18 protein-coding genes are annotated in these 25,513 nt (G+C 42.7%); 13 read left to right on the top strand and 5 right to left on the bottom strand.

Going from position 1 to position 25,513, the window contains the following annotated elements; translation table 11 throughout:
- Positions 1-6: 6 nt before the first annotated feature.
- A complete protein-coding gene (locus tag FQ082_RS07795; protein WP_149492676.1) occupies positions 7-1,197 on the bottom strand; it encodes an RluA family pseudouridine synthase in 1,191 nt (396 codons plus the stop codon).
- A 760-nt stretch (positions 1,198-1,957) separates the two neighbouring features.
- Here FQ082_RS07795 and FQ082_RS07800 point away from each other — a divergent pair.
- From FQ082_RS07800 to yfaE, 11 genes are all read left to right on the top strand, one after another.
- Positions 1,958-3,037, top strand: coding sequence for an outer membrane protein assembly factor BamD (locus FQ082_RS07800; protein WP_149492677.1), 1,080 nt, complete (start codon positions 1,958-1,960; stop codon positions 3,035-3,037).
- 178 nt (positions 3,038-3,215) lie between these two features.
- Entirely contained in the window at positions 3,216-5,366 is a 2,151-nt protein-coding gene (locus FQ082_RS07805; RefSeq protein WP_149492678.1) for a DNA primase, read from the top strand.
- 553 nt (positions 5,367-5,919) lie between these two features.
- Positions 5,920-7,839 (top strand): RNA polymerase sigma factor RpoD, encoded by a 1,920-nt coding sequence (gene rpoD / locus FQ082_RS07810; RefSeq protein ID WP_020443327.1) that lies wholly within the window; start codon positions 5,920-5,922, stop codon positions 7,837-7,839.
- Between the two features lie 178 nt (positions 7,840-8,017).
- Positions 8,018-8,377: a YbeD family protein gene (locus tag FQ082_RS07815; protein ID WP_011513459.1), complete on the top strand. Its 360-nt coding sequence runs from the start codon at positions 8,018-8,020 to the stop codon at positions 8,375-8,377.
- Between the two features lie 562 nt (positions 8,378-8,939).
- On the top strand, positions 8,940-11,216 hold the full coding sequence (gene nrdA, locus FQ082_RS07820) for a class 1a ribonucleoside-diphosphate reductase subunit alpha (RefSeq protein ID WP_149492679.1): 2,277 nt from the start codon (positions 8,940-8,942) through the stop codon (positions 11,214-11,216).
- 99 nt (positions 11,217-11,315) lie between these two features.
- Entirely contained in the window at positions 11,316-12,185 is an 870-nt protein-coding gene (locus FQ082_RS07825) for a cell division protein (RefSeq protein WP_149492680.1), read from the top strand.
- Between the two features lie 178 nt (positions 12,186-12,363).
- Positions 12,364-12,615: a type II toxin-antitoxin system Phd/YefM family antitoxin gene (locus tag FQ082_RS07830; RefSeq protein ID WP_149492681.1), complete on the top strand. Its 252-nt coding sequence runs from the start codon at positions 12,364-12,366 to the stop codon at positions 12,613-12,615.
- Positions 12,605-12,892 carry a type II toxin-antitoxin system RelE family toxin gene (locus FQ082_RS07835; protein ID WP_149492682.1) on the top strand — a complete coding sequence of 96 codons (288 nt, stop codon included), beginning with the start codon at positions 12,605-12,607 and terminating at the stop codon, positions 12,890-12,892. Before FQ082_RS07830 ends, FQ082_RS07835 begins: the two co-directional genes overlap by 11 nt.
- Positions 12,893-12,931: 39 nt before the next feature.
- Entirely contained in the window at positions 12,932-13,315 is a 384-nt protein-coding gene (locus tag FQ082_RS07840; RefSeq protein ID WP_149492683.1) for a hypothetical protein, read from the top strand.
- A gap of 72 nt (positions 13,316-13,387) precedes the next feature.
- On the top strand, positions 13,388-14,521 hold the full coding sequence (nrdB, locus tag FQ082_RS07845; protein ID WP_149492684.1) for a class Ia ribonucleoside-diphosphate reductase subunit beta: 1,134 nt from the start codon (positions 13,388-13,390) through the stop codon (positions 14,519-14,521).
- A 197-nt stretch (positions 14,522-14,718) separates the two neighbouring features.
- Positions 14,719-14,985, top strand: coding sequence for a class I ribonucleotide reductase maintenance protein YfaE (yfaE, locus tag FQ082_RS07850; RefSeq protein ID WP_149492685.1), 267 nt, complete (start codon positions 14,719-14,721; stop codon positions 14,983-14,985).
- A gap of 124 nt (positions 14,986-15,109) precedes the next feature.
- Here yfaE and FQ082_RS07855 read toward each other — a convergent pair whose 3' ends face one another.
- On the bottom strand, positions 15,110-16,438 hold the full coding sequence (locus FQ082_RS07855) for a S1C family serine protease (protein ID WP_149492686.1): 1,329 nt from the start codon (positions 16,436-16,438) through the stop codon (positions 15,110-15,112).
- Between the two features lie 259 nt (positions 16,439-16,697).
- On the opposite strand from FQ082_RS07855, the gene FQ082_RS07860 reads away from it, so the two are divergent.
- Both FQ082_RS07860 and FQ082_RS07865 read left to right on the top strand, forming a co-directional pair.
- Positions 16,698-17,516, top strand: coding sequence for a Nif3-like dinuclear metal center hexameric protein (locus tag FQ082_RS07860; RefSeq protein ID WP_149492687.1), 819 nt, complete (start codon positions 16,698-16,700; stop codon positions 17,514-17,516).
- A 983-nt stretch (positions 17,517-18,499) separates the two neighbouring features.
- Positions 18,500-19,708 (top strand): transglycosylase SLT domain-containing protein, encoded by a 1,209-nt coding sequence (locus FQ082_RS07865; protein WP_011513450.1) that lies wholly within the window; start codon positions 18,500-18,502, stop codon positions 19,706-19,708.
- A 92-nt stretch (positions 19,709-19,800) separates the two neighbouring features.
- Here the strand turns inward: FQ082_RS07865 and FQ082_RS07870 are convergent, their stop codons facing one another.
- From FQ082_RS07870 to FQ082_RS07880, 3 genes are all read right to left on the bottom strand, one after another.
- Entirely contained in the window at positions 19,801-22,866 is a 3,066-nt protein-coding gene (locus FQ082_RS07870; RefSeq protein WP_149492688.1) for a LysM peptidoglycan-binding domain-containing protein, read from the bottom strand.
- A gap of 175 nt (positions 22,867-23,041) precedes the next feature.
- Entirely contained in the window at positions 23,042-23,536 is a 495-nt protein-coding gene (locus FQ082_RS07875) for a hypothetical protein (RefSeq protein ID WP_011513448.1), read from the bottom strand.
- Positions 23,537-23,918: 382 nt separating this feature from the next.
- Entirely contained in the window at positions 23,919-25,199 is a 1,281-nt protein-coding gene (locus FQ082_RS07880) for a CNNM domain-containing protein (protein ID WP_149492745.1), read from the bottom strand.
- Between the last annotated feature and the right edge of the window lie 314 nt (positions 25,200-25,513).

Raw genomic sequence — 25,513 nt, forward strand, 5'->3', positions numbered from 1 at the left:
TAGCGCTTACTCTTCGTCATAACCGTCACTTAAAACCGCCATTAGCTGCTGCATATCTTCAGGCATTGGTGTAGTGACCTCAACGTCTTCACCAGTCGTTGGATGAACAAAACCCAACGTATAAGCATGGAGTGCTTGACGCGGGAAGTTATTAATCGCTTGACGCTGCGCTTCTGTTAGACCAGCACGTAGCTGACGACGACCGCCATAGACTCTATCACCAACAATAGGATAAGTAATATGACTCAGATGCACACGAATCTGATGCGTACGCCCTGTCTCAAGCCCTATATCCAACAAACAATAGTTACCATTAAGCGCGGTTACATTCAACAGGTGAGTTACAGCTTCGCGTCCTGCCGTCATCACTGTCATTTTGGTACGCTGATTACGGTGGCGTCCAATGGGCGCGTCAATACGGCGATGACGAGATAGACTCGCTGCATCCCCTGCGACCACACATTGGTAATGACGATACACTGACTTGTCCTTTAGCTGCTCCATCAGTGCCAGCTGTGCGGGTTTGGTTTTACCAATCAACAATAGCCCTGAAGTATCTTTATCAATACGATGGACTAAGCCTGCACGCGGCAAATGGTGCTGCTGCGGATAGTGATACAATAGCGCGTTTACCAAAGTGCCTGTTTGATTACCGGCACCTGGATGCACAACCATGCCGACTGGCTTATTGATGACCAATACGTCATCATCTTCATAAACCACGTCGATTGCGATATCTTCTGGCTGATCCTCACTATGCTGCTCTAAAGTCGTTGACAGATGCAAGATATCGCCAGCTTTAACACGGATCTTAGGTTTTTGTATGCTACCGTTATAAAGCAAGCTGCCATCACTTACCCAGCCTTGTAACTGAACACGTGAAAAATCGGTAAATATTTTTGATGCCAGTTTATCAATACGCAAACCTGCTTCGTCTTCTATGACCGTATGCTTCACGTCAACCACAACAGGCACAGATTGCCCTGCGACCGAGACTTCATCATCGCCATGCTCGTCTTCGTCATTAAGCAGCTCATCATCTGACACGTTATCATCGTCTAAATGCTCGTCAAATTGCTCATTAATGGTTAATAATTCATTGGGTATCGTGGATTCTGGCACAGGTGAACCTTGCGTTGATAAGTCTGTCATTGATGAATCTTCAGTGGATTGGTTCGCGGGTAAATTGGTAGTCATAGCATCATGTATTCATAGCAGATTTATATATAGTAAAGCCTCTGACTATGTTCAGTCGGAGCACTTCATAAGAAAACAGATTGGCACTTATAGACCATAAATAATAATCGTGGTCAAAAATGGCAATAATATCGCTCTAGTGTAACATGCTGAGCGTTTAAGCCCTATAGAAGCTGCATGTTATCTGGCAATTTATAGCACTCATTAGCTCTCTAAAATATAACATGGCTGTAATTTACTATATATTTGTCACTGTCAGCACTATTGAATATCGCCCGTTGCAACCGCTCATGCTAAACTAGCGGGCGCAATCATGATAAGCGTGGCGATTCAAACGTTGTACTATATTAGTGGAATGTACTTAAGGTATCACTGAATAAAAACGCATTATAGAATAAGCCAGCGGTGCGCTTAACTACAAAATAGCTCATGAAAAAATAGACGCAGCAAATGTTATTCTATAAAGTAAGCCATGTTTTGCTGTATGCTATGGCACTGTGTCGTTATTGCAGCTCTTTTATATAAGCTTTACATGTGATGCACGCCTTATTGCGTAACATGTTTACAGAGTAAATTTTTAATAAATTAATAACTATGTTTTTTAATGAGCATGTTTTTATAACGATAATACGCATGCTTAGTGATTGGCATGTAAAATGATAGACCATTATTGATGCACCAAGCATCGTTTTTTATCATCAATCTACTAAATAGTATGATAGCGTCGCTGCTATTATACGTCTTGTGTCGGAGAAGAAGTATGCAAGCTGTTGGCAATACGTTTATCAAACTGTCCTCAATCACTTTACTTGCCCTAAGTGTCAACTTAGTGGGTTGTCAAACCTTTAAAAACCTCACCGGCGGTAAAGACGTGGATGCAGTGGTCACTGCTGAGAAGTCAGAGCAAGCGTACTATAATGACGCGATTGCTCAGATTGATAAAGGTCGCTATACCCAAGCGATCGAAGATTTAACCAACTTGCGTACTTTTTATCCGACTGGACAATATGCCGAGCAATCTTTGCTCGATATGATGTATGCACAATATGCCAGTGGTAAATATGAAACTGCGGCTGCCAGTGCTGAGCAGTTCATTCGTCTGTACCCGTCTAACCCGCAAGTGAGCTACGCTTACTATGTGCGCGGCGTTGCCAACATGCAAGGCTCGTCTGAAGGTTTAAAACTGTTTAAGCTCAATCAAGCGGAGCGCGATACTGCCTATTACCGTATTGCTTTCGCCAATTTCCAAGAGCTGTTGAACAAATACCCAAACAGTCCTTACGCACCTGATGCCGCTCAGCGCATGACTTTTATTTATAATCAGTTTGCTGAAAGTGAGATGAGCGCTGCTAATTGGTATATTGAGCGTGAAGCTTATGTGGCTGCTGTCAATCGTGCCAAATGGGTCTTTCAATATTATCCACTCAGTGAATCTGTGCCAGATGCGATTGCCGTCCTTGCTTATAGCCATGAAAAATTAGGTCTAACTGATTTAGCAAACGAGTATAAAACTTTATTGCAAATTAACTATCCAAACATGCTAAGTGCTGATGGACGCGTCAAGCTCAATACCAAACGTGAGCGTTCTCTAGTGAACAAATTAACTTTTGGACAGCTGAGTCGTTTTGATAAAGACACTTCAGTTTCCACTGCCAACTATAGCGGTGCGACCAAAACTCAAATCATTCGCAATGCCACTCAACTGAGATTGCCAAGCGACAATGCTGCAAATACAGCAGCGCCAAGCAGCACTTCTCCGCTGCGTCTGACTGATGACAATCGTCGTGTACGCTTAGGGGCGGTTGAAAATGACAGCATCGATATGACCGATAGCAATTAATCGTATTTTGGTATAATTGATTAACAGCGTTTATGCGCTTTAATCAATAACGCTGTCATGGCGTCAGACGTCAACTAAAAATAAGGTCAACGATACGGTTGGCCTTATTTTTTCTGTTTTATTTTTTGCATTATTTTGAGCATCAACAATATTGCACCTATGGTAAACTGTTTTTCGCATGAGTATCCCAAATCACATTCTTGAACAATTAAATAGCCAAGCTGATTTAGTCAGTATCATTGGGCGTCATACTACGCTTAAACGTGCTGGTAATGAGTTTAAAGGCTGCTGCCCTTTTCATGGTGAAAAGTCGCCGTCTTTTTATGTCAATCCACAAAAAAACATCTACCACTGCTTTGGCTGTAGTGTCGGTGGCAATGCCATCAGTTTTTTGCGTGATTATGAAAACCTCACTTTTATCGAAGCGGTCAATGAGCTGTCCAAGCAGACGGGCATTGAAGTCCCAAAAGAAGAACAGCAAAACGTCAGCTATCAGCGTGCCCCTATTAAATCAAAAGCTAAGCCAAAATCTGCTATTAAGCCAGCAACATTGGCAACGCATCTGCGAAAAAATGATAGTCAGCCAGTAACCAATAATCAGTCAGCCATAATCATGCCAGCTGATGATACGCAGCCGCCAATTTATGATGACCACCATAGTTATGACAATTACCCACCGTTAGATGCTTACGATACCGTTCCTTATGTAATGGATGGTTATGAGGCTCATTATCAAGATGACAATGGCTATCCGCCTGCATGGTTAACCGGCGATGATAATACTGCTCTCTACAATGATAATAGTATCTCTGATAAAGATGGCAACTTATATGAGCTGCTAGAGCAGATACAGCAGTTTTATCAACATAATCTCAGTATTCACCCTCATGCTAAGCATTACTTCTTATCGCGCGGTATTAGCGATGAAATCTTCGAAACTTTTGGCTTGGGCTACGCGCCTTTTGGTTGGCAACATCTTGAGCATCAATTTCCACAAGATATCGAAGGTCTCAAAGCGCTTGGCTTAGTGCGGCGCTCAGAATCTGGACGCGATTATGACCTACTTCGTGATCGGGTTATTTTCCCTATTCGAGACAATCAAGGGCGTACCATTGGTTTTGGTGGTCGTGCGCTTGATGATGAGGTAAAGCCCAAATATATCAACTCCTCTGACTCGCCCGTCTTTCATAAGCAGCATGTACTATATGGCTATTACGAATCACGCCAAAAACGTGCAAATGACTGGCTAGTGGTTGAGGGCTATATGGATGTCATTGCCCTATATCAAGTCGGTATTTATGGTGCCATTGCGTCGATGGGCACGGCAATTAATGAGAGTCAAATCTCACGTCTATTAACGCTAAATCCAACATTAACCTTAAGTTTTGATGGTGATAGCGCCGGACAAAAAGCCGCTTGGCGTACGCTTGAAGTGGCGCTACCGGTGCTCAGTGATGAAAAAGAGCTGCGTTTTTTAACACTGCCCAACAATCATGACCCTGATACCTTTATAAAAAGTCAGGGCGCGGATGCCATGCGTGAGCAGATCACCAACGCCATGCCGCTATCACAGTATATCTTTGCCTATCTAAGTGAGCGTCATGATTTGACCTTGGTTGAAGGCAAAGCCAAGCTCATGTCACAAGTACGCGCCTTGACTACTGCCTTACCAAAAGGCAGTAGCTTCCGCTACCTGCTCAATAATGACATTTATCAAAAGCTTGGCGGCAAACGTAGTCAAAACATCGAAGCCAAAGATGCCCTGCTGGATTTTGATGGTGAGATGACCATCAGTCAGCAGCTTCAACTGTGCTTTGTCTTCCAGCCGCGTGCCTTGATTGATGATCCTATCGAAGCCATTTGGCAACAAGCCGGTATTAATGACTTACACCTGCCCGCTCATCTTAAGCAAAAAGCCTCGGCTGATGTTTTACGCCCGCTGGCTTGGGAAGATATGCAGGACACGGCATTACTTGATGTCGTCAGCACTATTAAGCGCTGCCTGAAATATTTGCCAAAAGATGCCAATGCGGCGGCGCACTTTATTCTCTCTAACGTCAAACCCTTGACGCAAGAGACGCTTAGCCGTGATTGGGGCAGCTTTTATAAAGCCCTGACCAGTCGTAATATCTTGAGCCTCGATGGTTTGGTCGAAGAGTTGGTCAGCCAACTGATTGAACGCCATATGAAGAAGAAAACACAAGATTTGATTAAGAATCCTGACAATATAAAACTGGCGATTGTCCGCAAACAATCCCAGTTATTAAATGACTGGTTACGTGCGCAGCAAGCAGAGCAATCGGCACAAATGGCGACGGTTAAATCTTAATATGATTATTAGATTTTATTTATAAAACAGCTGCCCTTTAAAAGGGTCGACATTGTCCCCACTATTAATGATTATGCACTGTTGTCTTAGCTTATTAAAACAGCCTGTTATTAAAACTATGTTTAACATGGAATAGCGGGTAAATAATCAGTAAAAAACAGTCGGTAGATATCACTACCTCGTGCTTGATTACACTGGTCTGTGTTAAACTGTGTCGCTAACTATTTATAGCATGGCTTAATGAATAACGACAAAATGATGATACGCCCGTATGATTGAGCACAGTTTTAGGTATAAATTTTTAAATGTTATCGTTAAAGCGTATTTTAAAATATTTATTTTTAGGTATTAGCCTTTTGAAAATTTTTGAGCGTTAGCGGTTTTATAACATTGTAATTGTAGTATTTTGAGCCTTTATTCATATCCACTCATTTTTGATATTATTGACTACCTTTACGCCATATTTTGATCAATCGATTGATAAGATCAACGCACTCAGCGAGCGATAGCCAGTCACAATATAAAAATGTCCGATGCAAGTAAGCGAGTATTTATGAACGATAAGTCAGTTTCTAAGTCCACATCTCAACTGGCCACCTTAATCCAAATGGGTAAAGAGCAAGGGTATCTTACCTATGCTGAGGTGAATGACCAACTGCCCGACTCTATTACCGAAAGCGATCAGATCGAAGATATTGTACAAATGCTAACCGACGTTGGCATCAAAATCTTTGAATCTGCGCCTGATGCCGATGACATCTTGATGAACGACGATTCAAGTGATGATGACATGGCAGCGGACGAGGCAGCAGCGGTACTAGCTTCTGTTGAAACCGAACCTGGTCGCACCACTGACCCTGTGCGTATGTATATGCGTGAGATGGGTACGGTTGATCTATTAACGCGCGAAGGCGAGATTGCCATTGCCAAGCGTATCGAAGAAGGTATTCGTGACGTACAGCATGCCATGTCTTATTGGCCGGGCACGGTACAGTTCGTCCTTGACGAGTACCAAAAAGTCCAAGATGGCGAAAAAAAGCTTTCTGACGTTATCACTGGTTTCTTAGACCCTGAAACCGAAGAAGACAAAATCGCTGCTCAAGAAGCCAAAGAAGCAGCGAAGGAAGAACGCGAGCGCATTAAAGAAGAAAAAGAAAACCCGCCGATCATCAAAGAAAAAGCCAAAGTAAAATCTGGGCTCGATGATGACGAGGAGGACGACGAGGAAGTGGAAGAGGACGCTGAAGAAGAAACCAGCGGTATCGATCCAGAAGAAGTACGCCTGCGTCTAGAAGAGATCGAGCATCTATTTATTAAAGCCAAGCAAGCCTTACTTGATTATGGTCGTGGTAGCACCCAAGCCAATGAAGCTTATGAGCAACTGGCTAGCCGCTTTATGATGCTAAAGCTGAATAACCGTCTATCTGATCAAGTCATGGCCATCATGCATGACGTCTATGACGACGTGCGTAAGCATGAGCGTCAAATCATGCGCTTGGTGATTCGCCGTGGTCGTATGCCGCGCGAAGAGTTCCGTAAGACTTTTCCAAGTAATGAAACCAACGTTGATTGGTTGATTGAGCGTATTAAAGGTAAGCCTGCTTTTGCTGCCACGTTAGAGAAAGTCGCCGACGATGTTATCTTGTTACAACGTGCTATCCGTGATTACGAGCATAAGCTCGAGATGGAAATCCACGATATGAAAGATGTGGCGCGCCGTATGGCTATTGGTGAAGCCAAAGCCCGCCGTGCCAAGAAAGAGATGGTCGAGGCTAACTTACGTCTCGTTATCTCAATTGCCAAAAAATATACCAACCGTGGTCTACAGTTCTTGGATCTGATCCAAGAAGGTAACATCGGCTTGATGAAAGCCGTCGATAAATTTGAATATCGCCGTGGTTATAAGTTCTCGACCTATGCCACTTGGTGGATTCGTCAGGCAATCACCCGCTCTATCGCTGACCAAGCACGTACCATCCGCATCCCTGTGCATATGATTGAGACGATCAATAAGATCAATCGTGTGTCTCGTCAATTGCTACAAGAAATGGGACGCGAGCCGACGCCTGAGGAATTAGGCGAACGCTTAGAGATGGACGAAGCCAAAGTCCGTAAAGTATTAAAAATCGCAAAAGAGCCTATCTCAATGGAAACCCCTATCGGTGATGATGAAGATTCGCACCTAGGCGACTTCATCGAAGATGGCACGATCTCAAGCCCTGTTGACGATGCGACGGCTGCTGGTCTACGTGAAGCGACGCGTGATGTATTAGGCAATTTGACTGAGCGTGAAGCACGCGTGCTCAAAATGCGTTTTGGTATCGATATGCCGACCGACCATACCTTGGAAGAAGTTGGTAAGCAGTTTGATGTGACGCGTGAGCGTATTCGTCAGATTGAAGCAAAAGCATTGCGTAAATTACGTCATCCATCACGCTCTGAGCATCTGCGCTCTTTCCTTGAAAATGACTGATAAGCCCCCTATAAAGACAGTAGCTTTTTAGCACACTGTCTTTATATATCGCAGAGTATATAAGCCTAAAAGCTGAGCGCGTCTCAGCTTTTTTGTGGTTAATCGATAGTCGTTTGTTAAAATACTAGCCAATTTTAAGACTCAAGCCCCATTATAAAATAGCACTAAGGACTCACCCATGAGCGATAATCAACAAAACCCTAAAAAAGATGTCAACGTCTCTCAAATATCGTTAGGCAATGACAAAATTAAAGGCAAAAAAACCGACATTCAAAATCCTGAGTTGTGGGATTTTCCGATGAATTACCCGATGAGTATTATCGGTAATGAAGGTGAACATGAGACTTTGTTGAACGAAGTCAAACTCATTTTAGGCAGCCAGTTTCCGGATTTTGACTTAGCGTCTATGCAAGTCAAACCCTCAAAAACAGGACGCTTTCATTCTATACGGGTGAACTTATACTTAACGACTGCTGAGCAAGTCAATACCCTATATGCGTCTCTTGATGCGGCTAAGACCGTACGCATTGTGATGTAACTTATGATAGGGTTGACAGTCTCTTGCTGCCCTCTATCAAATCCTACTATCATGGGCGTAAATTCACTGAAGATAATGACAATCGTCACTCATTTGGGTGGCGATTTTTTGTGGTTTGATGTACAATCTGCGCCCGCATTATTATTGCCGTGACTGCTTTTACTAGTCAACAATTTACGAGAAAATAAAAAGCAAAGAGTGATTAGATTTTTACAAAAAATTTATTATCAAGCTCATTTGCGTCTAACCCTTATGCCATCGTCCTTTGCCCAAATTCGGACAACGTATAAGCCCTCAGCAACATAGTTTACCGCTAAAATCAATATAGCATTTTCAAAATTTTCCCGCTATATTGTGTCCACCTATTAACAAACACGCTATATGTAGTGCTCAGTGATTTTAACCATCACCATGAGCCGTGGCTAGCTTTTGCCTCAAAAAAACACTCTATCATGAGCATATATATCGCGTTATAAAGCATGCTTGGCGTCCTTACACCGCGCGGCATCACTAATAAGTCATTCAGTAAATAACTATCAAGCAATCAACTTACGAGGTCAGCATGACACATATCGATAAAATCCAAGTAACCAAACGTGATGGACGTTTAGAGCCTATCGAGTTAGATAAAATTCACAAGGTTATCGAGTGGGCAGCTCACGGTTTAGATAATGTGTCGGTGTCACAAGTGGAGCTAAAATCACACATTCAGTTTTATGAAGGCATCAAAACACGTGATATTCACGAGACCATCATCAAGTCAGCAGCAGATCTTATCTCTGAAGATACGCCTGACTATCAGTATTTAGCCGCGCGCTTGGCCATCTTCCATTTACGTAAAATTGCTTATAATAAATTTACCCCGCCGCACCTTTATGATCATGTCAAAAAGCTTACTGATGCTGGTAAATATGATCAGCATATCCTAGCCGATTATAGCCGTGCTGAATTTGATGAATTAGAAGAGTATCTGGATCACTGGCGCGATATGAATCTGGCTTATGCCGCTGTTGAGCAAATGGCAGGTAAATACCTCGTCCAAGATCGCGTTAGCAAAACCGTGTATGAAAGCCCACAGTTTTTGTACATGTTGGTTGGGATGTGCTTGTTTAGCCGTTACGAAAAGTCAGAGCGTATAAACTATGTGAAGCGTTTCTATGATGCGACTTCAGAGTTCAAAATTTCACTACCAACCCCTATCATGTCTGGTGTGCGTACGCCATCGCGCCAGTTTAGCTCATGTGTATTGATCGAATGTGGTGATAGCCTAGACTCTATCAACGCGACCACTAGCGCCATCGTACGCTACGTATCACAGCGTGCTGGTATCGGCATCAACGCTGGTCGCATCCGCGCCCTTGGTAGCCCTATTCGTGGCGGCGAAGCACAACACACTGGCTGTATCCCGTTCTACAAACTATTCCAAACAGCAGTGAAATGCTGCTCACAAGGTGGCGTCCGTGGCGGTGCTGCGACTCTATTTTACCCATTATGGCATTTAGAAGTTGAGTCATTACTGGTACTCAAAAACAACCGCGGCGTCGAAGACAACCGTGTCCGTCATATGGACTACGGCGTACAGTTAAACAAAACGATGTATACCCGCCTCATCAAAGGTCAAGACATCTCGCTATTCTCACCAGGCGATACCCCTGGCTTGTATGATGCGTTCTTTGAAGATCAAGACAAGTTCGAAGAGCTATATACCAAGTACGAAAATGACCCTGCTATTCGTAGCCGCCAAATCCCAGCAGCAGATTTGTTCAGCTTGATGATGCAAGAGCGTGCCAGCACAGGTCGTATCTACATCCAAAACGTCGATCATTGCAACACCCATAGCCCATTTGACGCGACGGTTGCGCCGATTCGCCAGTCAAACCTATGTATGGAAATCGCGCTACCGACCAAGCCACTTGATAACATCAATGACGAAGAAGGCGAAATTGCCCTTTGTACGCTATCAGCGGTCAACTTGGGTAAAGTCGAAAACGTCAGCGATATCGAAGAGCCAGCCGAGCTCATCGTCCGTGCGCTTGATGCCCTGCTCGATTATCAAGACTATCCAGTAAAAGCCGCTCAAAACGGCAGTATGCGTCGTCGTACGCTCGGTGTAGGCGTGATTAACTACGCTTATTACTTAGCTAAAAATGGCGTACGCTATTCAGATGATAGCGCCATTGGTTTGACGCATCAAACATTTGAAGCGTTGCAATTCTATCTCTTGAAAGCGTCAAACAAATTGGCAAAAGAGCAAGGCGCTTGTCCTGCGTTCAATGAGACCACGTACTCGCAAGGTATCTTGCCGATTGATACGTACAAAAAAGATTTGGATAAAATCTGCCAAGAGCCGCTACATCTAGATTGGGAAATGCTACGTACTGAAATCACCACGCACGGTCTGCGCAACTCTACCCTAACTGCCTTGATGCCGTCTGAGACCTCTAGTCAGATTGCCAATGCGACCAACGGTATCGAGCCACCACGCGGTCTAGTATCTATCAAAGCGTCAAAGGATGGCATCTTGAAGCAAGTCGTGCCTGAGATTGAGAAGCTGAAAAATCAGTACGAGCTACTATGGCAAATGCCGAACAATGACGGTTACCTAAAGCTGGTCGCTGTCATGCAGAAGTTCGTCGATCAAAGCATCTCTGCCAATACCAACTACGATCCCGTTCGTTATGAAGGTGGTCGTGTACCAATGAAGATATTGCTAAAAGATCTGCTAAACGCGTATAAGCTTGGCGTGAAGACGTTGTATTATCACAATACGCGTGATGGTGCGAACGATGCCCAAGCGGATATGGAAGATGATTGTGCTGGTGGGGCTTGTAAGATTTAGACTGATGGATGGCGGGTTTGGCTTTTAAGTTGAATCCGCTATTTTTCGTTATGATTAGACATCAAAATTTAATCAACACGTGCATACAAAGGGATTTTTATGTCTTCAAAACAGCAATGTGACAGTCGAAATATTCCTCTTCCTATCCAAAGAGAAGTTAGGCAACGCTGTGGTTTTGGCTGTGTCATATGTGGTTTACCTCTCTATGAGTACGAACACATGGCAGAATGGGCATCAGTTAAACGTCACGTCGCTGATGAAATAACCTTATTATGTGACCAACATCATAGAGAAAAAACTGGAGGTTTACTTCCTAAAGAGGTTGTAAGCAAAGCCAATTTAAACCCATTTAATCTCCGTGAAAACGTATCTAAACCATACAATTTACACTTTTCAGGAAAAGATGCTGAAATTGAGATTGGTGGTAATAGTTTTACTTGTGAAGACTTAGGCTATGGGACAGCAATGGTTCCTATAAGCGTTGACGGTACACCTCTAATTGGATTAATTATAGCTGATGGACATCTTTTACTAAATCTCGTTATATTTGATGAATATAATAATCCAGTTCTACATATTAAAAACAACCAGCTGTATTACTCTACTGAACCATGGGATATACAATTAGTAGGTACAAAACTAACTATCCGTGAAGCACACAGAAAAATACTAATAGAAATAAATTTTCAGCCACCGAATAAGGTGGTTATTAGTCGAGGTCGATTTTTAAGGAACGGTGTTGAGATTCTTGTTAGACCAGAAAATATCTTGATTACAAACAATTCTTGTTTAATTAGTGGATGTCGCGCCCATAATTGTCATGGTGGTCTTATAATTGGATACCATGAACATCCTATGGGAGGTTTTATGGCTTTAGGAGGAGTTCCTCGCTATTTAGGAAATCGCTCAGAAGCTCTGAGTTTTGAGCGCGAATCTATGGCTAAAAACGAAGTTGATAACTTTTTATAGCAAGCATAGGTTGGGTATGGTTTTAAATACTCAACACTTTAATTAAATAACTCGTTGGATTTCATCCTTCGACACCAACCTAATTACAACTTTGAAATTTAAAAAAAACAAATAAGACATAATTTTCGTGCTAATATTGTCTCTATATTTAGAGAAAAATTTTAGCGGAGAATAAATAATGCAACCAATATTTGCAACGCAAACAGCCAGTATCTCAGAGCTGAAAAACAACCCTTCGGCACTGATTAAGCAGTCAGATGGTGAGTCCATTGCTATTTTAAATCACAATAAACCGGTGGCTTACTTGGTTTCGACAGATATGTTTGAACGTATGATGGAAGCGATGGACGATATGATACTAAGCCAAACCGTTAGTGTACGGATAAATGATGGTCAAATACCTATAAAGGTAACATTGGATGACTTATGATCTTGAGTTTCACCCCTTAGCGTTAAAAGAATGGAAAAAGTTAGCACCAACTATTCAGCAGCAGTTTAAGAAAAAATTACAGCAGCGGTTATTAGACCCTCGTGTTCCTGCTGCACAGTTATCAGGTCATAACGATACTTATAAAATAAAATTGCGCACGATAGGCTATCGTCTGGTGTATACCGTCAAAGATGATGTTGTCGTTGTATACGTGCTAGCTGTAGGTAAAAGGGAAAATAATAAAGTATATGACAGTCTTGCGACACGCCAACCATAATTGAAACATAGATAGAATAAAAATGACGGAGGTCATAGAGTGCAATATACCGCAATCATCAAAGACGGTGGTTTGTTTATCCCAAACGTATTTTCAGACCTAAACGATGGTGGCTCGCATATCGTACAAGTGGAAGTCGACATCGCAGGCGTCCGTGAGCAATTAGGCGAAGGCACAGCAGCAAGACCAGAAGCATTAAAGAAAGTCACCACAAAAGTATTGAAAAAACCAGTAAAGAGAGTGACTAAAAAAGACGTACAGAAAGAAATGCAGCAACTATCAGATGATGAGGGTTTGAGTGCGCTGCGTAAGAGTGCGATCGATGAATTGGAAGGTTTGGACGATAGCGAGCTGAGTGAGATGTTTAAAGCGTATATGAATGATGGACAGATGCCAGAACAGATATCTTTAGAGCATTTGTAATATAATCCAATCAAACCAAATCTAGTCAAAACCCTATAACTTAATAACCCTATCAATGATAAAGGCAGTCCCATGACTTATTCGATTTTTTCCCAAACGCCAAACAATGCGCTAACAGAGCCGATGTTTTTTGGTAATCCGGTCAATGTGGCGCGTTACGACCAACAAAAGCACCCTATCTTTGAGCAATTGATCGAAAAACAGCTGTCATTCTTTTGGCGTCCAGAAGAAGTCGATGTGTCAAAAGACCGTATGGACTATGGCAATCTGTCCTCGCATGAGCAGCATATCTTTATCAGCAACCTAAAATATCAGACGCTGCTCGACTCTATCCAAGGTCGCAGCCCAAACGTCGTGCTATTGCCACTGGTATCGATTCCTGAGCTTGAGACGTGGATTGAGACGTGGACGTTTTCTGAGACCATTCACTCACGCAGCTATACCCATATCATTCGTAATATTATCAATGACCCTGCTATCGTCTTTGATGACATCATGCAGAACGAGCATATCCTAGGGCGCGCGGCGGACATCGCTAAGTATTATGATGATTTGTATTACAGCTCATCGCTATATAACCTATACGGTGCAGGCACGCATACGATCAATGGTAAGCAAATTACCATCGATTTAAAATCACTGAAAAAGCAGCTTTATTTGTGCTTGATGGCAGTCAATGTCCTAGAAGCCATTCGCTTTTATGTGTCGTTTGCTTGCTCATTTGCCTTTGCTGAGCGTAAGCTAATGGAAGGTAATGCCAAGATTATTAAATTGATTGCTCGTGATGAGGCGCTACATTTAACCGGTACGCAGCATATTCTTAACCTCATGCGCATCGGTCGTGATGATCCAGAGATGGTCGATATTGCCAAAGAATGTTTCGAGGAAAGTATCGAGATATTCCGTAAAGCAGCTGAGCAAGAAAAAGAATGGGCAGGATATCTGTTCAAAGACGGTTCAATGATTGGGCTGAATAAAGACATTCTTTGCCAATATATCGAATACATCACCAATTTACGTATGGAAGCAGTTGGCCTACCAGTGGCATTCCCGAACTCTAAATCAAATCCGATTCCGTGGATTAATACGTGGTTGTCGTCTGACAACGTACAAGTTGCCCCGCAAGAAACAGAGATTAGCTCGTACTTGGTCGGTCAGATTGATTCAGACTTATCAGACAGCGATTTTGATGATTTTGAGTTATAGAAGATAGTTTTTCAAGATTGAGCTTTTAATATAGTCGATTCATCATAGAATAAGTGTAGTGCTGCTGGGATAAGTTTTGCGCAGCCTCTGTCTGCGTAGGCACAGCAAGCAAGTAAAATTTATCCCAGTAGCACGTTATAATAATTGTACTTATTTTATTTAGGATTGACCATATTATAAAAAGATAGGATAAAACTATGACTTGGGTAATGACGAGTAAGAAGCAATTTTACTTGCATGATGACGAAAGCTTGCTTGATGGATTGCTACGCACCGGACATGATATCAATTATCAATGTAGGGAAGGTTATTGTGGCAGCTGCCGCATCAAGCGTATCGCCAGCTCACACGTTATTGATTATCCTTTTGAGCCGCTTGCTATGATTGAAAAAGATGAAATCCTACCCTGCTGTTGTAGAGTACAAGGCGTGATTTATGTCAATCATGAGCTGATAGAAAAGTAGCTGCTAAATCAATAAATTACTAACCATTCGATCAATCAAAACTTATTAAAAAAGCGCGCTATCTTATAGATAGCGCGCTTTTTGTTATTGCTCTTAGAGATCAGAGAATCGGTAAACACTCTTTTTACAAAGGTGCACCATCTCTTTCGAACAGTAATAAAAGCTCTTCACGCATGCGGTCACGTTCAGCCTCTGACATCATAGGGACATTTTGTTCTGGCGCTTGTAGCGTTGGTGGCTGCGCACCGCCAAGCGTCTCATCTTGAATCACAACGGGCACGGTGACTGGCTCTTCAACTGGACGCTCCTCTAGCAATATCTTCACTTGCGCATTTTTACCTTGACGTAAGATTTGCGCATGCAGCGTGGTATTAGGTGCTTTACGAGCGACATACTGAATCAAGGTATTGGCATCAGTCATCTCAACCCCATCAATGGTCAAAACAATATCGCCAACTTTTAGACCGCTCTTAGCAGCTGGGCTCTTAGGAACCACGTTAAGTACCTCTACGCCTGTTGATGATTCGAGCTGTGTCGGATCTCTCAGCTGCGATTGTATCTCAATACCCAGCCAACCACGACTGACCTTGCCATCTTTGATTAGAGCATTCATCACTTGCTCAACGATAGCGGTAGGAATAGCAAATCCAATCCCCATAGAGCCACCAGAGCGTGAGTAGATGGCAGTATTAATACCAATCAGCTCACCACGTGCATCAACCAATGCGCCGCCCGAGTTACCCGGATTGATAGCCGCATCAGTTTGAATAAAGTCTTCAAACTTATTGACGCCAAGCCCTGTACGTCCAGTCGCTGAAATAATACCTTGGGTAACGGTTTGACCGACACCAAATGGATTACCGATCGCTAGTGCTACATCGCCTACCAGCGTTGGTTTTTCACGAAAGCCCAACGGTGTAAGCCCAGTCATATCGACTTTAATCACTGCCAAATCACTATCTGGGTCTGTGCCAATTAATTTTGCACGGCTTTTACGACCATCATTAAAAGCAACGGTGATTTCATCGGCTTTTTCGATCACATGGGCATTGGTGACGATATAACCATCATCCGACACGATAACGCCTGAACCTAGGTTGGTATTGCCTTGCTCTTCTGACGGTGCGCCATGATATTCAAAAAACCGGCGCAACACCGGATCGTTCATATAAGGATGTTCTGCCATCGTCTGCGTGGTATAGATATTGACCACAGACTGGGAGGCTCGAGCCACACCATTATGATAAGAGGCGATAGGCGTTGGTGAATCCGATACCGGCTCGGAAGCTTGCTGCTCAGCAGGTGTGGTCTTTGGCGGCTCCCATTTTGCCTCCGATGCTGTCTTCATACTCGCAAATAACCAAATAAAGGCGGCTGTGACCAATAGCAGTAAAATCCAAGGTAACCACCTTAAGAGACCAGCCTTGTTCTTGGCATTCGGGGATGACGACATATAAAAACCTCTATAATTTCACATAGACAATCGATATTAAGCCATATCAGGCGTACGCCTTGATATAAGGCACTTTCACATGTGTAAATTATAGCTGTCCTCATAATACAATGGTAGCGCATCGTGTACCGTTTCAGTTATTGGGCTTATCTATTCTTTTGCCGCATCATGTTAAAATGGTGATTACGAGAAATAATTCATTATTTATAAATACTTGAGCTACTTCAATTATTAATTGGAACATTGATAAGGGAATACTATGAGCACGCACGATGTCTTAATCACATCATCAAATACCATCATTACTGCACAATCCCTAACTGAATTTTGCGATGATTATTTATCAGCGAATGTGTTTAAAGATTATGCACCGAATGGTTTACAAGTAGATGGCGGTCGGCCTATTCAGCGTATTGTCACTGGTGTGACTGCCTGTGAAGCATTGATTGATGCCGCCATTGCAGATAATGCTGATGCAATCATGGTACATCATGGCTATTTTTGGAAAGGTGAACCTGCCCCATTGACTGGTATGAAAGGTCAGCGTATTCGCAAGCTTATCCAACATGGTATCTCCTTGATCGGCTATCACCTACCACTCGATGCCCACCCCGTCATTGGTAACAATGCCACATTAGCGGCGGCGTTAGACATGACCATTATCGGAGCACTTTATCCGACTGAGACACACCCGGTTGGTAATATTGCCATTTGCACCGCACAGAATGCTCAAAGCCTTATCGCTCAAATTACTCAAACATTGGGGCGCATGCCATTACATATTGCCGCTGAGTATAACGTCGATACTAATACCAGTAATAAGTTAATTGAACGGATTGGTATCTGTACGGGCGGCGCCCAAGATATGATTGAGCAAGCAGCATTAATGGGCTGTGATGCATTTATTTCTGGTGAAATATCAGAGCGTACCACTCATATTGCCCGTGAGCTTGGCATTGACTATTTTGCTTGCGGACATCATGCGACAGAACGCGGCGGCATTGAAGCATTAGGTAGGATTGTTGCTCAGCAGTTTGACTTACCAGTGACATTTATCGATATCGATAATCCTGCTTAAGCAGCAGAAACTTATTTTTCTCCTAAAAAAGATAGGTAAGCAGATTTTTGCCTACCTGTCTCTTCTATTTTTGCCAGTAACAGAACAAACTTATATTCACTAAATCGAAATTATGCTGCAGAAAACAGGCTAAATCATTACCGTCTATAGTGCTATTGTTAAGTTTTATCGCAATTTTCTTAACCACACTTGAATAATCAGATGAATATCTGCATATTACTATCTGTAGAAAGAATGTCTTGTCATGAGACTCCCCATTATTACAGCTTCCGGTTATGGCACTAAAATGATGATTGAGGTCCAAAATCCTATTATTTTTACTTTTTCAATAGGGCTGTAGATAGCAATCAATATAATATCACCTCGGCTTATATATTCTTGAATAAGGTGATATTTTCTATTTTAGTGTTGCAGTAGCGGTACAGCAAACTGCTTGATGGTTTTTTAATCATTGGCTTTTATTGATCAGTCTTATTTATCAGACAGATTAACTTGCTTGTCTTTATTGCTGGATAAACGGTATGAGTGACCATTTACTCTCAACATAGTCAGAGTATTTGATTATCCATACCAGCGTAACAACTCTGAGCATATCCTGCTCACGCCACGTTTTTCCAATAATTTATTCATGACCTTACCGATGTTAAAGTGTCTTTTAAATAATGTCGTTTAAATAGTTCGAATCACAGCCAAGTCTATCATTGATGAAGGAATCATCTGATTTAGCGCCTTTGCGGTGTTTTGCAGCCTTTTTTTAGCAATCAGGTATTAAAGTGCTTTTTTATGCTCTTACACCCCTTGCTATAAGGTTGCCAGCTGAGACTGTACGGCTATATTTAAACAAGATGTTATGAGATTTATATGCTCAATAAGTATGTAAATTTTATAGTATTTAAAATGCATCTCTATTTATGCTGCTGATATTGGCGTAAATGAGCACGTATTTTTATGGTAAGTAGGATGGCTAAAATTAGGAGACATCCATGCAGCGAATTACTTATCGTGCGAAAGCATCTGCGCGAGGGGCTAAACGCCGTATCTCATATATATTGCGTCCATCTAAACGCTTGCTAAACACCGAAAGTAACATCGTTCCAGCTATTGCATCTATCAAAGTGACTCGTTTCGCCAAAACCAAGAAATTGGCGCAAATCTCAAGCATCGCCCTACTCTCACTCCCTGCTGAGAGTCTGACGACCATGAATAACCAAGTACCAGCTTATGACCATGTTATGCTGGAGAAGACCTTGACCATCGCTGCTGTTCCAGGCGATAGCACTTATTTTGCGACCGATGGCTTCCAACATGGATTTGGTTACGACTTAGTGCGTAACTATGCTGATGAGCTTGGGGTAAAAGTCACTCTCAAAGCTTATGCTGATGAGGAAGCTGCGCTAAGAGCGTTACAGTCAGGCGATGCGGATATGGCATTGACCACGGCCAGCACCCAATTAAAAAGCCAGCTGAATTTGTCTTCTATTAATGTCAGCTGTGGTTATGATGCCAGTTTGACCAAAAATGGCTTGCATCCTAAAGTAAGCTGGACGTTTAATTCTGCCAATGATCCATTGTCACAAAAAGCCAGCTATTTTTTATGTGATAGCATCAAGCTTGATAATACTCAAAAGCTAGCCGCCTTTTATAACCAAGACTTATTAAAAGATGCCTATAGTCAAGATCATTTCAAGACCACACTGACAGAAAAGCTTCCTGATTATCAGTCTTCGTTTGAAGAACAAGCGCGCAACTACAATCATGATTGGGAGCTTTTGGTTGCCATGGGTTATCAAGAGTCGCACTTGGATGCCAATGCAGTCTCTCCGACCGGAGTACGCGGCATTATGATGCTGACTAATAATACGGCAAAGGCAATGGGCGTCTCAGACCGTGTTGACCCTTACCAAAGTATCGGCGGCGGCGCTCGTTACTTAGAGCAGATGAAAACTGATTTTGCCGATGTGCCAAAAACGGATCGTATTTGGTTTGCGCTTGCCGCTTATAATATGGGACCAAATGCTGTTAAAGGTATTCAGCGTAAATTGAGTGCCAAAGGTATCGATGATAAAAGTTGGGCAAATATATATGCCTATCTGTCTGATAATAAAGCGTCAAATAGCCGCTATGGTCAAGCCATGCATTATGTGAGCAATATCAGAAGCTATCTTGAAACGATAAAAACCGCCACGGTTTAATCAGATATTGATAATTGATACTGCCATAAAAAAAGCTGCTCTTTGATAAGAGCAGCTTTTTTATTAACAACATTTATTCAAATACGAACAGATTAGCGATTAGGCACCGTTAAGCGTTGACCGCGTTGCAGCATGGTATCGACTGCAATATTATTCATATCCGCAAGCTCTTTGGTTGAAACGTCGTATTTACGTGCCAAACCAATCAAGCTGTCTCCTGAGCCAACCGTATAGCTGACCGTTACTTTCGGCACTTTGATGGTCTGACCACGTTGTAATTGAGCTTTAGTCGAAATATCATTGGTAGCAGCCAAGTCTTCAACTGAAACACCGAAGCGGCGTGCTAAAGCGATGAGTCCATCGCCAGACTGCACCTTATAGCTTTCTGTGTTGCCGAGCTTTTTGCCGCTATTACTGGTAGCTGGCGCGCTATCAGACTTACTATTTGTCTCTGTGCTCACCGAACTACTGCTCTTGCTACTGGCCGCAGCATTGGCACTAGTACTCACGCTACCTTTAGCAGGAATGGTAATCGTGCGACCTAAGATCAAGTTAGAATTGGTCTTGAGATTATTAGCTGCTGCCAAATCACCCAAGCCAATATTGTAACGCTGAGCAACACCCGTCAAAGTATCGCCTGATTTTACCTTGTAGCTGACTGCCTCATCGTTTAGCTGACGATCAACCAATTCTTTTGATACAGGAACTTTAATCGTTTGTCCACGTTGCAAACGCGCCTTAGCATCAAAGTTACTGTTTACGGCAGCAATATCTTCTGCGCTGACCCCAACACTATTAGCAATGCCAATCAAGGTATCCCCTGATTTGACTTTATAATTACTAGTCGGCGCTGAGCTTGAACTGCTGGCTTTGGTTGTGGTGTTATTGCTACTAGCAGTGCTCTGTGTAGCAGTAGGCGCACTGTTAGAAGTAAAGTCTACACTAGCAGGTACTTTTAAGGTCTGACCGACGTATAATGAATCTGTCGTACCAATATCATTAAGACTGGCCAATGTCTCAGTCGTTATATTAAATTGGCGTGCAAGTGCAATCAAGCCATCACCCGCTTTTACTTTATAGTTTTTGGTCGCAGTCGATGACTTCTTAGGTTTAGTAGATGGCGCGGCAGGAGTGCTGACTGGCGCTGTTACTTTGCCTGGGATAAGCCATAGTTTCTGACCTCTTAATAAGTCTGCACGGCTGCTCAAATTATTATAACTTGCTAACTGCGTCACTGATAAACCAAAGCGATTGGCAGTACCTATAAGCGTGTCGCCGCCTTGTACCACATAACTTTCAGGCTGGCTCGCGACAGTACTGCTGGTAGCGCTCAATGGCTCGATAGTTTTGGCATTATATAGATACAAAGTACTACCAGAGAGTAGCTTGGCACTGGCATCCATCTGATTCCATTCTGCAATATCGCGCCAGCTCACACCAGAGCGACTGGCGATATTAGCCAAAGTATCACCGCGTTTAACCGTATAAGTGGTACGTGTGCCTTGCGGTTTTGGCTTACTAACTGAGGTTTTTGGGAAGCTCAGTTTCTTCTCTTGTCCCGTGGCTTCTAAGACGGACTGCTGCGTCTGTACGGCAGATAGATTGATATTACCATCGGCGTTAATGACATTGGTTTCAGGCGTATTAATACGAATTTGATTGGCAATAAAATCACGCTCCGCTTTACTTAGTGGCGGCTCTTGAATAATGGTATTGTTTTGAGTGATTTGTGCTGATGTGGTCGGTAAGCTGTTACTACTTTTCAGCTCAGCATTGATTTTTTTGGTCTCTGCTGAGGTTAAAGGTGGCTCTGTACGCACTGAGGCACTGCTACTATAAACTGAGCTGCTGGTCGTTGATGACGATGGCGGAATATAGCTGGTGGTTTGCTGCGGGACGCTCGCACTGGCAGCATAGTCAGCAAGACCTTTGCCAGTACCCGGTAATGATGAGCTGGTAGTATATGGCTTATTATTATAGCTTGGCGTTGTTGACCCAGAGTAGCTTGGCGTAGTCGTCGTAACAGCATTGCTAGAGGCGAGAATATTACTACTGCCATTACCCCTCAAAGCGCTCAGCTTCACATCAGTGGTCAGACTGACATCATTAGGAATAATAATACGCTGCGGCCCTGATGAATCGATACGTGCTGAGGTTAACGCTGTATTTAATCTTTCTAATTCATCGTAGCTAACACCCGTGACTTGCGATACTTCAGCTAAGCTTACGCCATAGTTGACAGGCACACTACGGAAATGCTGACGGTTAGCGATAGCCGGTAAATAGACACCGTATTTTTCAGGTTTGGCAACGATTTCGGCAACTGCCAAAAAGCGTGGTACATAGTTCATGGTTTCAGTCGGTAATCTGAGTGACCAATAATCGGTAGGTAAACCTTGAGCTCTATTGGCATCAATGGCTTTTTGCACACGACCAGGACCGGCATTATAAGCGGCCAACGCCAGCTCCCAACTACCAAACTGATTGTGCAATGCCGTCAGAAAGTCATAAGCGGCACGTGTTGACTCAATCACATCACGGCGACCATCATATGTACTGCTTTGATTTAGACCATAAATACGTCCCGTACTTGGAATAAACTGCCATAAACCTGCTGCTGCCGCACTACTGGTGCCACTTGGATCGTAGGAGCTCTCAATCACAGGTAACAAAGCCAGCTCAGTTGGGATATTGCGACGCTCTGCCTCTCTTACTGTGTGATAAATATAGCGACTGGCACGCGCTGTTAAACGGTTTAAATAATCCTGTCTACTGGTAAACCAGCCTTTTTGTGCTTCAATACGCTGATTATAAACAGGCTGTCCACCGTTCATCCGATACCCAGCTCGCAGGCGATTCCACAAGTCACCATACTGTTGAATAGCAAGTTTGTTGCCCTCAACCATAGTCATATCAGTGGCTTCCAATAAATCAGCAAGCTCATCTAAGCTTTCAGCATCCAAAAATGCAGTCGAATAATCTGCATTTCCCGTTGGCTGAACTTGCGTGGTAGGACGCTTAACCACAGCTGTGCTGCCAGTCGCCCCCGTCTTTTTCACCGCTGATGTATTACTACACGCACTAATAAGAAGAGTTGACACCGCAAGCGTCAATGGTAAAGCTATGAATGAGCGATAGTTTGATGACACAGTAGACATGATAATGGAAGTTTCCTAACAACGAGAAGTGATGAAATAAAGTTGATCGACAGTATAGTACGCAATATCGAATAAAGACCAGCTCAATATAAAAGATAATGCACAAAAATTAATGTGCCCTATCATTGATGGCTAAAGGTTCCGCTCATTGGCTGACTTTATTATTGAACGAAGACTAATTAATCGTAACTTGGGATACAGCACGCAAAAGTATGGCGTCACCAGTAGACAAAGCCAGTGTCACTCTTGAAGTAGTAACAAAGGAGACCTTTTGACCATCTTTGACCCAGCTTTCATTGGTCGTTACATTGGCTTTTGCTTGTTCACCTGAAATTACAATGTTATCAACATTGATGTCATAGCGATAGTTTGAGGTATTGCCCCAACTATTTTGCAGCAATTTTAAATAAGCCTCTTTATCCAAACTGGTAGACTTGCCTTTTCTTGACAACGAAATCAATGCCTCATCAGAAACCAAACGCGCCACCTGATTAATATTTCGATTATTAGCGGCAGACTTCATAGCAGTTGCGTAGTTTTGTACCAAGGCTTCAGTCATGGTTGCTGCTTGCGCAGTGATAGTTATGGTGCTGACAGCAGCAACGATTGCCGCCAAGCTGGCACCTTTTATCAATAGAGCCAATAGCCCTTTTCCCCATAGTTGTTTCATGATATTCCTTAATGGTGGCTTTATAATCATTACTATTGAACGACAATGAAATAGCTACGATTTAATTATAGAGTGCTATTTATATCCAATAAATCTTATACTCTAAACTTTTAACTACTGACGAACTAGTATCTTCAATCGATGCAGTAATTAACGAGTATTTCTATTGATAGGCATTTCTAACAAGTGCTTTTATATTAGATTTCTAGCAGCGTCTTATTAGGATACTTTTAGCCTATCACTTAATTCTCACAGCCATGTGACACCCTGTGTAATTATTGCGACTACCTCAGTAAAGTATGCTTTTTGAATAAATGAGCTATCTTATAAAAAGCATACGATAAACTATCAGTAGTTTACGCAGTAAAAACTGACTAAGTTTTTACTGCTTATTCTCAGCCGTATAGTCTTCATAATGCTCATCATCGCTCAGCTTCATACCCAAACGCTCGACACGTCTGTCCATCATTTGCCGTGCCAATGCTTGCATGTCTTCAACGCGATCTATCTCATCGACAATCTCAAGACCTAAGAGAGTTTCAAACACATCTTCTAGAGTAACTAAACCTTTGACTTCCCCGTATTCACCGACCGTAATGGCAATATGGATACGGTTTTTCAGCATCAGCTCAAGCAAATCAAACAATTTCATCTTTGAAAAAACAAAAGTAATGTCACGTTTAAACTGCGTCAATGGCTTGTGTACAGCATGATTCACTTTTGCTAACAGCATATCTGTTTTCAATACAAAGCCTGTAATATTATCCAAATCACCATCATAAATCGGTAGTCTAGAAAAGGTCAATTTTGGACGATCAACCAGCAACTCTGCTACTGTTTTATTCTCTTCAAAAGCCAGCATCACCGAACGCGGCGTCATAATATCTTCAACCTTAATAGCACCAAATGCCAGTAAGTTTCGGATAATACGCGACTCTAATGGATCGATTTGTCCGGCTTCTTCACCAATACTGGCAAGCGCGGCAAATTCGCGACGGCTAAAGGTTTGTGGCTCTTTACCACGTACCAGCAGCTTGGTGAGTTTTTCTGAGATCCAAATTAGTGGATATAGCAGTAAAATAATACCACGTACAAAGTAGGCAACCATGCCACTGAGTTGACGCCAGTACATCGTACCTAAGGTCTTTGGAATAATCTCAGATAAGAATAAAATAGCAAGGGTCATGATGGCAGAAAACAAACCAAACCAAGCACTACCAAATACAATCGTCGCTTGCGCACCTGCGCCTATCGAGCCTAGTGTATGTGCCACTGTATTCAAGGTCAAAATAGCAGCCAAGGACTGATCGATATTATCAATCTTTAGGCGTCTTAACATATGGGCTTTTTTTGGATTGCGCTCTTGAACATCAGCGATATAAGACGGCGTCATCGTCAGGAGTGCTGACTCTGCCAGTGAACAGATAAATGAGATACCAATGGCAACGAGTACATATAGTATGAGCAGCAATATGCTACTTGTACTTGGGTCCGCTACTCCTTCAGCTGCCCAGACCGTTTGCGGTAGCAGCAGCGTTATCCAGACAGATAACGCCAACAATGATTTGATACTCAATCGAGTATCGCCAAGCATCGTCGGGGGAGGTTTGGCAGAGGCGTCTTTACGACAAGCACGCGAACGATGTAAACGAGGTACAGACATAAAAGAGGTGAACAAGTTAGGTAACCTAAACAAAGAAGTAAAAGGAAGTCACAATATATCATGAGCAGAGCCAAGCAGATAGAAAATATTATCTGATATGGTCTGGATCTTTGATATATAAATGAGCACATATCGCTCAGCACAATGGCTTAAATCTTACTGTAAAAACTGGCGACTATTTGCTTTCGATAGTAGCATTGATGCGCTTATTTCACAATAAATCGCTATATATTTCAATAATCAAGACACATTTGAGAATGAGAGAAATACGGGTTTCGCTTGATGGCATGTTAACTATTTGCTATTGGGCTTGT

This window comes from Psychrobacter sp. ANT_H56B, assembly GCF_008369245.1.
Lineage (GTDB): Bacteria > Pseudomonadota > Gammaproteobacteria > Pseudomonadales > Moraxellaceae > Psychrobacter > Psychrobacter cryohalolentis.

Coding starts and splice junctions, on each gene's coding strand:
- FQ082_RS07805 (WP_149492678.1), top strand. CDS start 3,216: ATGAGTATCCCAAATCACATTCTTGAACAATTAAATAGCCAAGCTGAT.
- FQ082_RS07865 (WP_011513450.1), top strand. CDS start 18,500: ATGCAGCGAATTACTTATCGTGCGAAAGCATCTGCGCGAGGGGCTAAA.
- FQ082_RS07815 (WP_011513459.1), top strand. CDS start 8,018: ATGAGCGATAATCAACAAAACCCTAAAAAAGATGTCAACGTCTCTCAA.
- FQ082_RS07880 (WP_149492745.1), bottom strand. CDS start 25,199: ATGTCTGTACCTCGTTTACATCGTTCGCGTGCTTGTCGTAAAGACGCC.
- yfaE (WP_149492685.1), top strand. CDS start 14,719: ATGACTTGGGTAATGACGAGTAAGAAGCAATTTTACTTGCATGATGAC.
- nrdA (WP_149492679.1), top strand. CDS start 8,940: ATGACACATATCGATAAAATCCAAGTAACCAAACGTGATGGACGTTTA.
- FQ082_RS07835 (WP_149492682.1), top strand. CDS start 12,605: ATGACTTATGATCTTGAGTTTCACCCCTTAGCGTTAAAAGAATGGAAA.
- rpoD (WP_020443327.1), top strand. CDS start 5,920: ATGAACGATAAGTCAGTTTCTAAGTCCACATCTCAACTGGCCACCTTA.
- FQ082_RS07875 (WP_011513448.1), bottom strand. CDS start 23,536: ATGAAACAACTATGGGGAAAAGGGCTATTGGCTCTATTGATAAAAGGT.
- FQ082_RS07795 (WP_149492676.1), bottom strand. CDS start 1,197: ATGACTACCAATTTACCCGCGAACCAATCCACTGAAGATTCATCAATG.
- FQ082_RS07830 (WP_149492681.1), top strand. CDS start 12,364: ATGCAACCAATATTTGCAACGCAAACAGCCAGTATCTCAGAGCTGAAA.
- FQ082_RS07870 (WP_149492688.1), bottom strand. CDS start 22,866: ATGTCTACTGTGTCATCAAACTATCGCTCATTCATAGCTTTACCATTG.
- FQ082_RS07855 (WP_149492686.1), bottom strand. CDS start 16,438: ATGTCGTCATCCCCGAATGCCAAGAACAAGGCTGGTCTCTTAAGGTGG.
- FQ082_RS07800 (WP_149492677.1), top strand. CDS start 1,958: ATGCAAGCTGTTGGCAATACGTTTATCAAACTGTCCTCAATCACTTTA.
- FQ082_RS07860 (WP_149492687.1), top strand. CDS start 16,698: ATGAGCACGCACGATGTCTTAATCACATCATCAAATACCATCATTACT.
- nrdB (WP_149492684.1), top strand. CDS start 13,388: ATGACTTATTCGATTTTTTCCCAAACGCCAAACAATGCGCTAACAGAG.
- FQ082_RS07825 (WP_149492680.1), top strand. CDS start 11,316: ATGTCTTCAAAACAGCAATGTGACAGTCGAAATATTCCTCTTCCTATC.